The sequence below is a fragment of the Pseudomonas sp. Ag1 genome (assembly GCF_000278565.1).
Classification (GTDB): Bacteria; Pseudomonadota; Gammaproteobacteria; order Pseudomonadales; family Pseudomonadaceae; genus Aquipseudomonas.
Window position 1 is genome coordinate 204038 of sequence record NZ_AKVH01000108.1, and the last position, 15187, is coordinate 219224.

Sequence of the window (15187 nt, forward strand, 5' to 3'; positions counted from 1 at the left end):
TTCAGTCTCAGCGATCCTGCGCATCCTTGGCGTCCGCTTGGGCATTGCGTTCTGCCACGCGCTTACGTTGTTCATCAGTCAATTCAACCTTGTTGGCGCTGTCTCGCAGCATCAACAAACCACCGACGATCGAACCGATCGCGACCACTAAAATCAACCAGGCATACCACGGCATAGGGCTCTCCTTGAGGCAGCAAACCGTGGGGAAATTTCCCACGGTAATGACTGCTTTGAGTAACGGGCTTTCTTAGTAGTTCATTGTAGGCCCGTTCTGCCCCGGTAGCCTTACAGCCCGGTCAACATAGCGTCCGCCGGTGCATCGGCGCGGTCTTGCGCGGTCAGTTGGAAGTACACAAAACCCACCACCATGAAGCCCAGGAAGATCAGCCCGATCAGCGCGTTGAACCACGCCATCGCCACCAGGCAGACCACGGCCAGTACCAGCGCAATCCCCGGCACGATTGGATAGCCCGGGGCGCGGAAGGTCCGCTCCAGCAGCGGTTCGGTCTTGCGCAGTTTGAACAGGCTGAGCATGCTCATGATGTACATGACGATGGCACCGAACACCGCCATGGTGATCATCGCGGCGGTCAGGGTCATGCCGCCCAGGTTGATCAGCCCGTCGCTGTAGATGGCGGCGATGCCGACGATGCCGCCGGCGATGATTGCCCGGTGCGGCGTCTGGAAGCGCGACAGTTTGGCGAGGAAGGAGGGCAGGTAGCCCGCGCGCGCCAGGGCGAAGAATTGGCGGGAGTAACCCAGGATGATCCCGTGGAAGCTGGCCACCAGGCCGAACAGGCCGATCCACACCAGCATGTGCAGCCAGCCCGAGCTGTCGCCGACCACGGTTTTCATCGCCTGGGGCAGCGGGTCGTTGATGTTCGACAGGGTGCGCCAGTCACCCACGCCACCGGCAAAGAACATCACGCCCATGGCCAGAATCACCAGGGTGAGGATGCCGCTGATGTAGGCCTTTGGAATAGTGCGCTTGGGATCTTTCGCCTCTTCGGCCGCCATGGCGGCGCCTTCGATGGCGAGGAAGAACCAGATGGCAAAGGGTATGGCCGCAAACATTCCGGCGATCGCCGGTGCGCCGAAGGTGTCGGAGCCGGCCCAGCCGTTGAGGGCGAAGTTGCTGAAGCTGAAGGCGGGAGCGACCACGCCCATGAACACCAGCAACTCGGCCACGGCAAGCACGCAGACCACCAATTCAAAGGTGGCGGCGAGCTTCACCCCGAGGATGTTCAGGCCCATGAACACAATGTAGGCGCCGACGGCCGCATGTTTCGGATCGAGGGCCGGAAACTGCACGTTCAGGTACGCGCCGATGGCCAGGGCGATCGCGGGCGGGGCGAAGACGAACTCGATCAGCGTCGCCAGCCCGGCAATCAAGCCACCTTTCTCGCCAAACGCCCGGCGGCTGTAGGCAAACGGGCCGCCAGCGTGAGGAATCGCGGTGGTCAGCTCGGTGAAACTGAATATAAAGCAGGTGTACATGGCGGCGACCATTAACGAGGTCACCAGGAAGCCCAATGTTCCCGCCACGCCCCAGCCATAACTCCAGCCGAAATACTCTCCGGAAATCACCAGCCCGACTGCGATGCCCCACAAATGCAGAGTGCCCAAGGTGGGTTTGAGTTGTGTGTTCATCGTGTAGCTCTCCCTGAACGGTTTGGAATGTTTCAGGGCATTGCAGCGGACATGCCATTTGCCAATGCGGTGTCGTAAAGGCGCCGAACTGTCGCCAAGGGAACGGTTTGGCGTTTGAATCATTTCAAGCGCTGCACCAGATAAGGGCGTTGGTGTCTGGTCTGACGCTATCGCGGGCAAGCCCGGCTCCCACATTTGAAGTGCATACCCCCCGTAAACCCCGCATAAACCCACTCTTTACGCCGTCTTTACGCCCCACCCATACCGTCGCTCTCGTTCCTTTACGCCACTCCTGCGGACAATCCTCCTACACGCGGCAGTCGCCGCACGACGGAGAAACTTCCATGAGCGTTCTGGACGGGGTGTCACTGCTGTTGGCTGTGGCGCTGTTCATTTATCTGCTGGTTGCGCTGTTACGCGCGGATCGGAACTAGGAGCAGGCTATGCACAGTTATGACTATTGGCTGATCATCGCCTTCTTTGCCTTGGTGCTGATTCCGGCACCGGCCCTGGGGCGGTTCTACTACAAGGTAATGGAAGGGCAGCGAACCTGGCTCACGCCGGTGTTCGGCCCGGTCGAGCGCGTGTGCTATCGCCTTTCGGGTGTCGATGCGGACCAGGAACAGAGCTGGCAGAAATACGCGCTGGCGTTGCTGGCGTTCAACCTTGCCGGTTTCGTGCTGCTGTTCGCGATCCTGCTGTTCCAGGAATACCTGCCGCTGAACCCGCAGAAATTGCCGGGTCAGGAATGGACCCTGGCGTTCAACACCGCCATCAGTTTCATGACCAACACCAACTGGCAGAACTACAGCGGTGAAGCGTCCCTGAGCTACCTCAGTCAGATGGTCGGCCTCACCGTGCAGAACTTCGTCAGTGCCGCCACCGGCCTCGCCGTACTGGTCGCGTTGTGCCGTGGCATCGGTCGCAAATCCACCAAGACTTTGGGCAACTTCTGGGTCGACATGACTCGCGCCACGCTCTACGGCCTGTTGCCGTTGTGCCTGGTGTTCGCGTTGTTCCTGGTCTGGCAGGGCGTGCCACAAACCTTCGCTCACTATGTGAACGCGGTCACCATGCAGGGCGTTGACCAGGTCATCCCACTGGGCCCGGCTGCCAGCCAGATTGCGATCAAGCAACTGGGCACCAACGGTGGTGGCTTCTTCGGCGTCAACTCGGCGCATCCGTTCGAAGACCCGACTGCCTGGGCCAACCTGTTTGAGCTGGGCGCGATCATCCTGATTCCGGTGGCGCTGGTGTTCACCTTTGGCCACTACGTGAAAGACCTGCGTCAGAGCCGGGCGATCCTCGGTTGCATGCTGGCCCTGTTCATCATCGGCGGTGCTACCGCGATGTGGGCCGAGTACCAACCCAACCCGGCGCTGAACAACCCGGCGGTTGAGCAGGCGGCACCGCAGGAAGGTAAAGAAGCGCGCTTCGGCACCACTGGCACCGTGTTGTGGTCGGTGGCGACCACCGCCGCGTCCAACGGTTCGGTCAACGGTATGCAAGACAGCCTCAACCCCCTGAGCGGGATGGTGTCGCTGGTCAACATGATGGTCGGCGAAGTGATCTTCGGCGGCGTCGGCGCCGGCATGTACGGCATGTTGCTCAACGTGTTGATTGCGGTGTTCCTCGCCGGTTTGATGATTGGCCGTACACCGGAATACCTCGGCAAGAAACTCCAGGCCAAGGAAGTGCAGTTGCTGGTCGTGACCTTGCTGGTGATGCCGGTCGGCACCCTGGTACTCGGTGCCATCGCCGCCAGCCTGCCTGGCCCGGCCGGTGCCATCAGTAACCCTGGCCCCCACGGTTTCAGCCAGTTGCTGTACGCCTACACCTCGGCCAGTGCCAACAACGGTTCGGCGTTCGGCGGCTTCAGTGCCAACACCGCGTTCCACAACCTGATGTTGAGCCTGTCGATGTTGCTTGGTCGCTTCGGTTACATCCTCCCGGTACTGGCCCTGGCCGGCAGCCTGGCAATGAAGAAGACCGCACCGATTGGCCAGAACAGCTTCCCGACCCACGGCCCGCTGTTCGTGACCCTGTTGACCGTGACCATTTTGCTGGTGGGCGGCCTGACCTTCCTGCCGACGCTGGCACTTGGGCCTATCGCTGAACATCTGAGCATGGGCTTCTAAGGGGATATGAAAATGAATATGCCTGCAAAAAACGCGGCTCCCGTGAAAACCCAGGAGCCAGCCAAGACCGCAATGTCGGCCCTGTGGCGCCCGGCGCTGGTCCAGGCGTTCGTCAAGCTGGACCCGCGCCAGCTGCAACGCTCGCCGGTGATGCTGGTGGTCGAGCTGACCGCGATCCTCACCACCATCCTGTGCTTTGTGCCGGAGGTGGCCGTACCGACCTACGTCTCCGTGCAAATCGCCGTGTGGCTGTGGTTCACCGTGCTGTTTGCCAACTTCGCCGAAGCCTTGGCTGAAGGCCGCGGCAAGGCCCGCGCCGACAGCCTCAAGGCCGGCAGCGAGGGCCTCAGCGCCCGCCGCAAGGAAGCCGACGGCAGCTTCAAGGTCGTGCCGGCCACCAGCCTGCGCAAAGGTGATGTGGTACGCGTGGTCGCCGGGGAAATGATCCCGGGTGACGGCGAAGTCATCGAAGGGATTGCCGCGGTCAACGAAGCGGCAATCACCGGTGAATCGGCCCCGGTTATCCGTGAATCCGGCGGCGACCGCTCGGCCGTCACCGGCAACACCCGCCTGGTCTCGGACTGGTTGATGATTCGCATCACCGCCAACCCGGGCGAGTCGACCCTGGACCGCATGATCGCCCTGGTGGAAGGCGCCAAGCGCCAGAAAACCCCCAACGAAATCGCGCTGGACATCCTGCTGATCGGCCTGACGCTGATCTTCCTGCTGGTGGTGGTGACCCTGCAGCCGTTCGCCCACTTCGCCAATGGCAACCTGCCGCTGGTGTTCCTGGTGGCGCTGCTGGTCACGCTGATTCCGACCACCATCGGCGGCCTGTTGTCGGCCATTGGTATTGCCGGCATGGACCGCCTGGTGCGCCTCAACGTGATCGCCAAGTCCGGTCGCGCGGTGGAAGCGGCGGGGGACGTGCACGTGCTGTTGCTGGACAAGACCGGCACCATCACCTTCGGTAACCGTCGTTGCACCAACGTGATCGCCGCGCCGGGTGTCAGCGGCAAGGAACTGGCCGAGGGCGCGCTGCTGGCATCCCTGGCGGACGACACGGCCGAAGGTAAGTCAATCGTCGAATACCTGCGCGGCCAGCACCCGCAAGCCGAGCCGTCGACGGATGAGCTGACCTCGGTACCGTTCAGCGCGGAAACCCGCTTGTCCGGCGTCGACTACCAGGGCCGTGTGTTCCGTAAGGGTGCCGTGGATTCGCTGCTGGCGTTCATTGGCCTGCAACGCCGCGACCTGCAACCGGCGCTGTCGCGGGAAATCGACAAGATCGCCCAGAGCGGCGGCACACCATTGCTGGTGTGTGCCGACGGCAAATTGCTCGGCGCGATTCACCTCAAGGACGTGGTCAAGCCCGGCATCCGCGAACGGTTTGCCGAGCTGCGCAAGCTGGGGATCCGCACCGTGATGGTGACTGGCGACAACCCGCTGACCGCCGCCGCGATTGCTGCTGAAGCCGGTGTGGATGACGTGCTCGCCGAAGCCACCCCAGAGAAAAAACTCGCGCGCATTCGTCACGAACAGAACGATGGTCGCCTGGTTGCGATGTGCGGCGACGGCGCCAACGACGCCCCGGCGCTGGCCCAGGCTGACGTCGGCATGGCAATGAACGACGGCACTCAGGCCGCCCGTGAAGCGGCCAACATGGTCGACCTCGACAGCGACCCGACCAAGCTGCTGGACGTGGTGCAGATCGGCAAGGAATTGCTGGTGACCCGTGGTGCGCTGACCACCTTTTCCATCGCCAACGACGTGGCCAAGTACTTCGCGATCCTGCCGGCGCTGTTCGCCTCGATCTACCCGCAACTGGGTGTGCTCAACGTGATGCACCTGCAAAGCCCGCAGAGCGCGATCCTCTCGGCCATCGTGTTCAACGCGCTGATCATCGTGGTGCTGATCCCGCTGGCGCTGCGCGGTGTGCGTGTACAGGCGGCGAGTGCGGCGGCGTTGCTGCGTCGCAACCTGCTGATCTACGGCCTGGGCGGGATCGTGGTGCCGTTCGTGGGCATCAAGGCGATCGACATGCTGTTGACCGCGCTGCACCTGGTTTGACTCGATGCCCGCAGGTACCGGCAAACCGGTGCCTGCAGGTTGCAATGACCGAATTGAGGAATTTGAAATGTCCAACATTATCCGCCCGGCCCTGAGCCTGCTGGTGTTGATGAGCTTGATCACCGGCGTGGCCTATCCCCTGGTTGTCACCGGTGTGGCGCAAGTCGCGTTCCCTGACCAGGCCAACGGCAGCCTGGTGCACGATGCCAGCGGCAAGGTTCGCGGTTCGAGCCTGATTGCCCAGGATTTCACCGGTGACGGCTGGTTCCACCCACGGCCATCTGCCGGTGCGTTTGCTACGGTTTCCAGCAGCGCCAGCAACCTCGGCCCAAGCAACCCCGCACTGGCCACTCGTGTATTTGACGATGCCAAGAAACTGCTGGTGCCAGACCAGGGACCGGTGCCGATGGCATTGCTGACTACCTCCGGCAGCGGTCTTGATCCACACTTGCCACCGCAGGCAATTGCCTATCAACTGGCCCGGGTAGCCGCCGCACGTAATCTGCCGGTGGCGACCCTGCAGCGCTTGATGGACGAGCACATCGAAAGCCCGCTGGTGGGGCCGCCGGTGGTGAACGTGCTGGCGTTGAACATGGCCTTGGAAAAACTGTAAGCCGTGGCGCCGCTTTCGCGAGCAAGCCCGCTCCCACATTCGACTGAGTTTCACCTTTGGAATGCGGTCAAATGTGGGAGCGGGCTTGCTCGCGAAGGCGGACTCAAGAAACCCACATCAACACCTGAAGGAAGACCGCCCGCATGAGCGACTCCGGCCGCGCCGATGCCCTGTTAGCCGATCTACCCCGGGACGGCCGTGGCCGGCTCAAAGTCTTCCTCGGCGCCGCCCCGGGCGTGGGCAAGACCTACGCCATGCTCCAGGCTGCCCACACCCAACTGCGCCAGGGTGTGCGGCTGATCGCCGGCGTAGTGGAAACCCACGGTCGCGCCGAGACCGAAGCCTTGCTCAGCGGCTTGCCACAACAGCCGCTGCTGCGTTCCGAATACCGCGGCGTGATGCTGGAGGAAATGGACCTCGACGGCCTGCTCGCCGCCAAGCCCAAACTGGTGCTGGTGGACGAACTGGCCCACAGCAACGCCCCCGGCAGCCGCCACGAAAAACGCTGGCAAGACATTCAGGAATTGCTCTCGGCGGGCATCAACGTCTTCACCACGGTCAACGTCCAGCACCTGGAAAGCCTCAACGACCAGGTGCGCGGCATTACCGGCGTGCAAGTGCGCGAGACCTTGCCCGACTGGGTCTTGCAGGAAGCCGATGAACTGCTGCTGATCGACCTGCCATCCCGGGAACTGCTGGAGCGCCTGCGGGACGGCAAGGTCTACGTGCCGGAACAGGCCCGTGCTGCCATCGATGCCTTCTTCACCCAGACCAACCTCATGGCCCTTCGCGAGCTGGCGATGCAAACCGCCGCGGCCCATGTCGACGATGACCTGGCCCAGGGTTATCGCCAATTGGGCCAGGCCGCACCGGCTGTGCGTGGCCGCTTGCTGGTGGGCGTGGACGGCGATGCCCAGGCCGAACGCCTGGTGCGTCATGCCAGCCGCGTAGCCCAGCGTCGGCATTTGCCGTGGAGCCTGGTGCATGTGGATAACGGCCGGGTGCGGGATGAACAATCGCGCCTGCGTCTGCAAAACGCCCAGCAACTGGCCGAGCGTCTTGGCGGTGAAGTGGTGTTGCTGCGAGCGGGGGAGGTGGCCAAGACCCTGATCCAGCACGCCGCCGAGCGTCGCGCCAGCTTGATTCTGGTGGGGCAGTCCCGGCCGCGCTGGCGGCGCAATCTGTTTGGTGGCGGCTTGGCGGCACGCCTGCTGCGCAATGCACGGGGCCTGGAAATCAACGTCCTCGACAGCGACGAAGTTCCGGCCCCTCCGCGCCTGCCGGATGTGCGTGGGCTGGTGTGGTTTGACTATGCCCTGGCGGTGGTGGCGACCGTGATCGCGGCCGCAGTCGCATGGGGTGTCGCCAGTGCCTTGCCGTTGCCGAATATCTCGCTGGTGTTCCTCGCCGCCGTATTGCTGGTGGCGGTGCGCAGTAGCCTGGGGCCGGCGTTGGCGTGTGCGGCGCTGTCATTCCTGAGCTACGACTTCCTGTTCATCCCGCCGAATTTCTCCTTCGCGATCCAGCGTGAAGAAGACGTGCTGACGCTGTTGTTCTTCCTGCTGATGGCGGCGCTCACCGGTAATCTCGCTGCACGCCAGCGCCGGCAGTTGCAGGCGCTGCGCGATACCCAGGAAGAAACCACCGAGCTGCTCGACCTGTCCCGCAAACTCACCGCCGCCACCGATCGCCAGGCAGTGATCAGTGCCGCCGCGCATCATCTGGAAGGCTGGAGCGACCTGCAATTGTGCCTGCTCAACCGCGACGGGCAGGGCGACTGGAAGGTCGAGACCGGAGGCCCGATCACCTTTACCGAAGCCGAACGCGCCGCCGCCGACTGGGCCTGGCAGCACGATCAGCCGGCCGGCATGGGCACCGGCACCTTGCCGTTCGGGCGCTGGTGGTGGTGGCCGTTGTCCAGCGAAGAAGGCCCGTTGGGTCTGCTGGGGGTCAGCCCGAAGGCCGGGCTTGAACTGAGCGGCCAGCGCCGTCGCCTGCTCACGGCCTTGAGCCAGCCATTGGCCCAGGCCCTGGCCCGTGCACAACTCGGCCAGGAGCTGGAAGCCGCGCGCCTGCACGGCGAAACCGAGCAATTGCGCAGCGCCTTGCTGGCTTCGGTGTCTCACGATTTGCGCACACCGCTGACCTCCATGCGTGGCAGCATCGACAGCCTGCTGGCCCTCGGCGAGGCGATTCCCCTGGAAGATCGCCGGGAGCTGCTGGAAGGCACTCGCGATGAGGCTGAGCGCCTGGATCGCTACATCCAGAACCTGCTGGACATGACTCGTCTGGGCCACGGCGCGCTGAAGCTGGCGCGGGACTGGGTGTCACCCGGCGATATCGTCGGCAGCTCCCTGGGCCGCTTGCGTGCGGTATTGGCGCCGCTGCAGGTGATCACCGACGTGCCGCCCGAGCTGCCGCTGCTCTACGTGCATGCCGCGTTGATCGAGCAAGCACTGGTCAACGTACTGGAAAATGCCGCACGCTTCTCGCCGCCACAAGGCCGGCTGAAACTCAGCGCGGGCGTGCAGGATAACCAGTTGTTTTTTGCTGTTGCCGATGAGGGACCGGGGATTCCCGAGGAGGAGCGGGCGAAGATTTTCGATATGTTCTACACCGCCGCCAGGGGGGATCGCGGCGGGCAGGGCACCGGGCTCGGCCTGGCGATCTGCCAGGGCATGGTCGGCGCCCACGGCGGGCATATCAGCGTGGCCGACGGCATTGACGGCCGTGGCACTTGCATCACTTTATTCCTGCCATTGCAGGCCCAGCCTGGCCTGGAAAGCGAACCTTGAGCTACCCTCTTTTCTTCACGGATTTTGATTGGACACCATGAGCCAGACTGCGACGATTTTGGTCATTGACGACGAACCGCAGATCCGCAAGTTCTTGCGTATCAGCCTGGCCTCCCAGGGCTACAAAGTGATCGAGGCCGGCACCGGCAACGAAGGCCTGGCGCAGGCCGCCTTGAGTAAACCGGACCTGCTGGTGCTTGACCTCGGCCTGCCGGACATGGACGGCCAGCAGGTGCTGCGCGAGTTTCGTGAGTGGTCCACGGTACCGGTACTGGTGTTGTCGGTGCGAGCCAGTGAAGTGCAAAAAGTCGAGGCGCTGGACAACGGCGCGAATGACTATGTGACCAAGCCATTTGGCATCCAGGAGTTTCTTGCACGGGTGCGGGCGTTGTTGCGCCAGGCGCCGGCGGGGGAGGCCCAGGAAGCGGCACTACGTTTTGGCCCGCTGACGGTAGACCTGGCTTATCGGCGGGTGCTGCTGGACGGTGTCGAAGTGGCGCTGACCCGCAAGGAATACGCGGTACTGGCGCAACTGGCGCGGCATCCCGGGCGGGTGATCACCCAGCAGCAACTGCTCAAGGATATCTGGGGCCCGACCCATACCGAAGACAGCCATTACCTGCGGATTGTGGTGGGGCATCTGCGCCAGAAACTGGCGGATGATCCGACCCAACCACGGTTTATCGTGACTGAGGCCGGTGTTGGGTATCGGCTATTGAACACCGAAGCCTGAAGCGTTAGCTCACCTGTGGCGAGGGAGCCCTGCTTATCAAACCTCAGTGTTGCTCGCTCTCGTAACGATCCAGCGTATCGCTCGCGATCTCCCGCCCCAGCGCGATCAACTCCGGCGCTTTGTAAAACTCGAAAAACCGGCACACGCGCTTCGGCACGTTGATCAGAATATCCGGCGGATACCCGGCGATCTTGTACTGCGCCAATGACGTCTGCATTACCTCGAAGCTCTGGTTGATCAGATCCAGCAGCGATGCAGGCCCCACGTTATCGATGATGAACGAGCCGGTCGCCGACTTTGGCGCCCCGGCCTTTTCCGGTGCCGCCGCCGGTTGTTGCGCCTCGGGTTCGGCAGAGTCCAGCCACGGGTTGATGTCGGCAGCCTGGGCCAGCAGCGCTTCCTGTTCCAGCATCAACAACTGCTCGGCCTGCTTGCGCCGAAACGGCAAGTGCGAACCCAGTGAACGCACCAGGTTGTCGAAGCGGCTCCTGAACGCCGGCGGACGCTGGATCACCGGAAGCTTGTAGTGCTTCTGGTTGGTGGAGTTGAGGTTGACCGCAATGATCAGGTCGCAGTGGCTCGACACCACCGGCACGATCGGCAGAGGGTTCAGCAAGCCGCCGTCCACCAGCATGCGATTGCCCTGCATCACCGGGGTGAACAGGCTGGGAATCGCCGCCGAGGCCCGCATGGCCTGGTGCAGGCAGCCTTCCTGGAACCAGATTTCCTGCTGGTTGGTCAGGTCCGTGGCCACGGCGGTGTAGGGAATGCGCAGGTCTTCGATATTGATCTCGCCGACGATCTTGCGGATCTGCCCGAACACCTTCTCGCCACGGATCGCCCCCAGGCGAAAGCTCACGTCTACCAGGCGCAGTACGTCCAGGTAGTCGAGGCTTTCGATCCAGTTTCGGTACTCGTCCAGCTTACCCGCAGCATAGATCCCACCCACCACCGCACCCATGGAACAGCCGGCGATGCAGGCGATGTCATAGCCGCGTTTTTCGATTTCCTCGATCACGCCGATATGGGCGTAGCCCCGGGCGCCGCCGGAGCCCAGCACCAATGCAACACGTTTCTTCATGACCTGATCCTTCGCAAAACAGGTGACCACAATGCACCCATCGAGGGGCGCGCTTCAATCATCACTGTCACAACCGATTATTTTCGCGAGCGGGCCACCACGCTCGGGTATGCTCTGGCAATCGGGACTGCGGATTCAGGCAGTCGGATAAGGCACTTTTCGGTGTAGGCAACGTCTACACCTGTGACTGTTTTTTCTTTTCTTGAGGTGTCATTTGATGAAAGCCTGGATGTGTGTGCCTGTGATCGTGTTGGCCCTGGCCGGTTGTGCCGGGAAAACCGCTTATCGCGACAGCTGCGGCACGCAACTGGATGCTGCGTGGCACGAGCTGGACCTGGCCAAGGCCGAAGGTTTCGCCGGCACCGTGAGTTACTCCAAGGCTCTGTCGTTGTTGACTGGCGCCAAGACCCAGCAGCAGTTCGAAGCCTTCGAAGGCTGCTCGACCAAGGCCGAGAAAGCCCGCTTCTATATTCGTGAGTCGCGCGCCGGGCGCTAACCCCGCGTAGCAGTTGTCGAGTGCAACGAGGTTGCGTCGGCGGCCTCAAGCCCTAAGGTTTAATCATTGAGGAGGAAAGGATGTCAGCCTTGGTCGATCAGCTAGTCGCTCAGGTCATCGGCCTGGAAGTTGGGTTACTGAGCTGCCAGGCGCGCCTCGCCGCCGTCACGGACGACGAGGCCCTGCATGATCTGCGCACCACGGTGCGGCGCTTGCGCAGCCTGTTGCGGCCATTGCGCGGGTTGCCCGGTGTCGAGCAGCTCGAGGCGGCCGCCAGTGCCGTCGGCCAACTGACCACGCCATTTCGCGACCGCGAAGTGCTGGCGGCGTACCTCCACCAACACGGCCATCATGAGGCGGCCGAGCGGCGTATCCGGCAGCAGCCGGCCACCTACCGCTCGGTTGCACAAGGGCCTGAGCTGGCGCAACTGCTGTTGATCCTCGAAGCATTCCCCCGCTTTATCCGCGCCTCCCAACGGCAGAAATTGCTCAAGGGCCTGCGCGCGCGCATTGAAAAACGCCTGGCCAAGCAATGGAAGAAGCTCGGCGAAGCGCTGCACGACCCCAACCACGACCGTCATCGCCTGCGCCTGTTGATCAAGCGCGTGCGTTATGCGGCCGAGGCTTATCCCGAGCTGAACAAGCTACCGCCCAAAGCCACATCGCGTCTCAAGGCGGCCCAGGGCGCCCTGGGTGATTGGCACGATTGCTGGCAATGGCTGGCGCAAGCCGGGCACGAGCCCGATTTGCAGGCGTGCGTGCCTGGTTGGCACCGCACCATGGCCGAGGCGGAAGGGCAGGCGGATCGGGTTTTGGATAAGTTGAACGCCGACTGCTTCGCTTGACCCTGCGACCTATCTGTCCGGGATTTTGGCCGGAATAGGCGCTGCATGGTGTAGGCCGGCTGGTTAAGATCCCTCAACTCCTTTTTCAAGTTGAGACCGCCATGCGCTTTAGTGATTTGCTCGACGCTGCCCGCAGCCACCCGTTGGACGTTTCGATCCCGGCCGAATGGGCCCAGGGCCGCGCCAGCTTTGGCGGGCTGGTTGCGGCGTTGGAGTACGAGGCCTTGCGGGCGAAAGTCCCTGCGGATCGCCCGTTGCGCTCACTGGCGATCACCTTTGTGGGGCCGGTGGCGCCGGATGTGCCGGCCCGCTACGAGGTCGAAGTGTTGCGCGAAGGCAAGGCCGTCAGCCAAGTGCTGGGACGTGTGGTGCAGAACGGTGAAACGATGACCCTGGTGCAGGCCAGTTTTGGCGCATCACGGCCTTCGCAGATTGACGTCGCCGCCGAACCGGCGCCCACCTTCAAACATTGGGATGAATGCCAGGAGTTGCCCTACATCAAAGGCGTGACGCCGGAGTTCATGCGCCACCTGGCGATGCGCTGGAGCGTCGGTGGCCTGCCGTTCACCGGCAATACATCCCGGGAGATGGGCGGCTGGGTGCGCTTGCGTGGCGATGTAAAGGAAGAGCCGCTGACCGAAGCGCACATCCTCGCGCTGGTGGATGCGTGGCCACCGTCGGTGTTGCCGCACCTGAAACAACCGGCGGCCGGCAGCACACTGACCTGGACCATCGAGTTTGTCCAACCGCTGCAAAACCTGAGCACCCTGGACTGGTGCCAATACCTGGTCCACATCGAGCACGCCCGCGATGGCTATGGCCATGCGGCTGCGCAGTTGTGGAGCCCCGACGGCCAGTTGATCGCTATCAGCCGCCAGTCGGTGGTGGTGTTCGCCTGAGTCCTCAGACCAGCAAGTGTTGATCGCCGGAGGCGTCGCTGCCGCGTGCCTCCAGGCGGCGACCGTGATGCTGCAATCCAAGGGCTGCCAGAATGCCGACGATACCGATGGCGGCACTCGCCAGGTTCTCGCTGAACACGCCCGATGCCATCAACAGAAAACCGATGACCAGGAGTGGCAGCGCAATCAGCTGCAACACTTGATTGGTCCCGTGCTGGTGATTTTGCGGGTGGGTGCGCCATTGCCAGGCGGGGATATTTGGATGACGTTTGCCCATGATCGTGATTCCTCTGTCCGTTGAAACATCTTGAGCAGAGTTTAGGTCGGGCAGGGTGGGGCCGCGAATCAAGGATGGCTATGGGGGCCATAGCCACCCCTTCAGGGGTTAAAGCCGCAACTGGCCGATGGCCTTGCTCAGTTCCCCGGCCAGGGTCGCCAGCTCATTGCTGGTGGTCGCCGAGTCTACCGTCTGCTGCACGGTGTTTTCGGTGACGTCCCGAATGCTCACCACCGCCCGATTCATTTCCTCGGCCACATGGCTTTGCTGCTCGGCAGCCACGGCAATCTGCGTGTTGCTCTCGCGCATCTGCGCCACCGCGCCGGTGATCTCGGCGAGGGCAATCCCGGCTTCTTGAGCCTGTTGCACACAGTCGTCGGCCTTGAACGAGCTTTCCTGCATGAAATCCACCGCGTCCCGGGTGCCGGCTTGCAGGGCGGACACCATGCGGGTGATTTCATCGGTGGAGCTTTGCACCCGCTTGGCCAGGTTGCGCACTTCGTCGGCGACCACGGCAAAACCCCGGCCCATTTCGCCGGCGCGGGCGGCTTCGATGGCGGCGTTGAGGGCCAGCAGGTTGGTCTGTTCGGCGATGCTGTGAATCACCCCGACCACGCCATTGATTTTCTGGCTGTCCTCGGCCAGCTTCTGGATCATTTCGGCGGTCTGCTGCACGCCGGTGGACAGCCCGGCAATCGAGCGCTGTACCCGGCTGACCACTTCCTGGCCGCTGCCGGCGAGAGTATCGGCCGTCTGTGACAGGTCGCGGGTGGCGCCGGCGTGCTGGGCGATGTGGTAGACGGTGGCGGTCATCTCGTTGATCGCCGTGGCGGCCTGGTCGGTTTCGCTTTGCTGGCCGAGCATGCCGTGCTGCACCTCGTTCATGCTGCTGGCCAGGCGTGCGGCGCCGTCGTCCAGTTGCCTGGCGGTGCGCGCAACCGTGTTGACCACCCGTTGATAACCCGCCTGCATCGCGTTGAAGGCGCTGGCCATCTGCCCGACTTCATCCTTGCAGGCCAGGGGGACGCGGGCCGAGAGGTCGCCGGTTTTCTCGACGTGCAGCATCACGTCTTTCAAGGTGTTGAGCTGGCTGAGGAGAAAGCGGATCAGCAGCTGTGAAGCGCCGAGCATGGCCAGCATCAGAATCATCACCGCTACGGCGTAGTTGGCGAAGCGTTCTTCGAACACTTGGCTCAAGCTGGGCCCGTAGGCCAGCACGGCGACCTGTTGACCGTCGGCACGGCTGATTACTTCGGCGCCCATCAGCGGGTTTTCGCCGAGCAGTGGCATGTGATTGAAATCCACCCAGCCACTGGCGTTGGCCAGGGCTGACAGATCTTCGTCGCCCAGTTGTGGGACTTTGCCCCTGGCAAACGTCAGCCAGTACTCGCCCTTGGGCAGTGGCTGGCCGGCGGGCCAGGCACCGAGCAAGCGCCCCTGGGCTTGCGCCGACGCCTGTGAGGCCTGGCTGCGGGCCTGTTGTTCAAGCTGCACGGCGTACAACACCAGCAGCAGGGTGGTGATGAAGGCGACCGCGTTCACGGCCCAGAATTTGTACTTCAGCGAGATGTTGCTAAGCCAGGCACCCAT

General features: G+C 63.0%; 13 protein-coding genes and 1 pseudogene. 9 read left to right on the top strand and 5 right to left on the bottom strand.

The features are described from left to right. Window positions 1-7 precede the first annotated feature (7 nt). Together A462_RS33735 and eat are read right to left on the bottom strand one after the other, a co-directional pair. The gene (locus A462_RS33735) at window positions 8-175 is read right to left on the bottom strand and encodes a DUF2897 family protein (protein WP_008437727.1); all 168 of its coding nucleotides are present in this window, start codon (window positions 173-175) and stop codon (window positions 8-10) included. A 110-nt stretch (window positions 176-285) separates the two neighbouring features. Next, the gene (eat, locus tag A462_RS07645) at window positions 286-1650 is read right to left on the bottom strand and encodes an ethanolamine permease (protein ID WP_003218757.1); all 1365 of its coding nucleotides are present in this window, start codon (window positions 1648-1650) and stop codon (window positions 286-288) included. Between the two features lie 344 nt (window positions 1651-1994). Between eat and kdpF the strand changes: the two genes are divergently transcribed. The 6 genes from kdpF (at window position 1995) to A462_RS07620 (ending at window position 9999) form a co-directional block, all read left to right on the top strand. Next, window positions 1995-2084 carry a K(+)-transporting ATPase subunit F gene (kdpF, locus tag A462_RS0132675; protein ID WP_003218754.1) on the top strand — a complete coding sequence of 30 codons (90 nt, stop codon included), beginning with the start codon at window positions 1995-1997 and terminating at the stop codon, window positions 2082-2084. 9 nt (window positions 2085-2093) lie between these two features. After that, window positions 2094-3788: a potassium-transporting ATPase subunit KdpA gene (gene kdpA / locus A462_RS07640; RefSeq protein ID WP_003218753.1), complete on the top strand. Its 1695-nt coding sequence runs from the start codon at window positions 2094-2096 to the stop codon at window positions 3786-3788. A gap of 12 nt (window positions 3789-3800) precedes the next feature. Beyond that, complete coding sequence (kdpB, locus tag A462_RS07635; RefSeq protein ID WP_003218752.1) at window positions 3801-5858, top strand: potassium-transporting ATPase subunit KdpB; 2058 nt, start codon at window positions 3801-3803, stop codon at window positions 5856-5858. A 67-nt stretch (window positions 5859-5925) separates the two neighbouring features. After that, on the top strand, window positions 5926-6471 hold the full coding sequence (gene kdpC / locus A462_RS07630) for a potassium-transporting ATPase subunit KdpC (RefSeq protein WP_008437728.1): 546 nt from the start codon (window positions 5926-5928) through the stop codon (window positions 6469-6471). A 143-nt stretch (window positions 6472-6614) separates the two neighbouring features. Further along, window positions 6615-9266, top strand: coding sequence for a sensor histidine kinase (locus A462_RS07625; RefSeq protein WP_008437729.1), 2652 nt, complete (start codon window positions 6615-6617; stop codon window positions 9264-9266). A 37-nt stretch (window positions 9267-9303) separates the two neighbouring features. Next, complete coding sequence (locus tag A462_RS07620; protein ID WP_003218747.1) at window positions 9304-9999, top strand: response regulator; 696 nt, start codon at window positions 9304-9306, stop codon at window positions 9997-9999. A 43-nt stretch (window positions 10000-10042) separates the two neighbouring features. Here the strand turns inward: A462_RS07620 and A462_RS07615 are convergent, their stop codons facing one another. Further along, window positions 10043-11080 (bottom strand): patatin-like phospholipase family protein, encoded by a 1038-nt coding sequence (locus A462_RS07615; RefSeq protein WP_008437733.1) that lies wholly within the window; start codon window positions 11078-11080, stop codon window positions 10043-10045. A 217-nt stretch (window positions 11081-11297) separates the two neighbouring features. Between A462_RS07615 and A462_RS07610 the strand changes: the two genes are divergently transcribed. The 3 genes from A462_RS07610 to A462_RS07600 all read left to right on the top strand — a co-directional run bounded on the left by A462_RS07610 (window position 11298) and on the right by A462_RS07600 (window position 13320). Then, window positions 11298-11576, top strand: coding sequence for a hypothetical protein (locus tag A462_RS07610; RefSeq protein WP_003218744.1), 279 nt, complete (start codon window positions 11298-11300; stop codon window positions 11574-11576). Window positions 11577-11656: 80 nt separating this feature from the next. Next, entirely contained in the window at window positions 11657-12421 is a 765-nt protein-coding gene (locus tag A462_RS07605) for a CHAD domain-containing protein (protein ID WP_008437736.1), read from the top strand. Window positions 12422-12522: 101 nt separating this feature from the next. After that, entirely contained in the window at window positions 12523-13320 is a 798-nt protein-coding gene (locus tag A462_RS07600; RefSeq protein ID WP_008437738.1) for an acyl-CoA thioesterase, read from the top strand. A gap of 19 nt (window positions 13321-13339) precedes the next feature. On the opposite strand, the pseudogene A462_RS07595 reads toward A462_RS07600, so the two are convergent. Both A462_RS07595 and A462_RS07590 read right to left on the bottom strand, forming a co-directional pair. Then, window positions 13340-13597: pseudogene (locus tag A462_RS07595) on the bottom strand (terminase); the annotation flags it as partial. A gap of 108 nt (window positions 13598-13705) precedes the next feature. Then, window positions 13706-15187 carry a methyl-accepting chemotaxis protein gene (locus A462_RS07590; RefSeq protein ID WP_008437743.1) on the bottom strand — a complete coding sequence of 494 codons (1482 nt, stop codon included), beginning with the start codon at window positions 15185-15187 and terminating at the stop codon, window positions 13706-13708.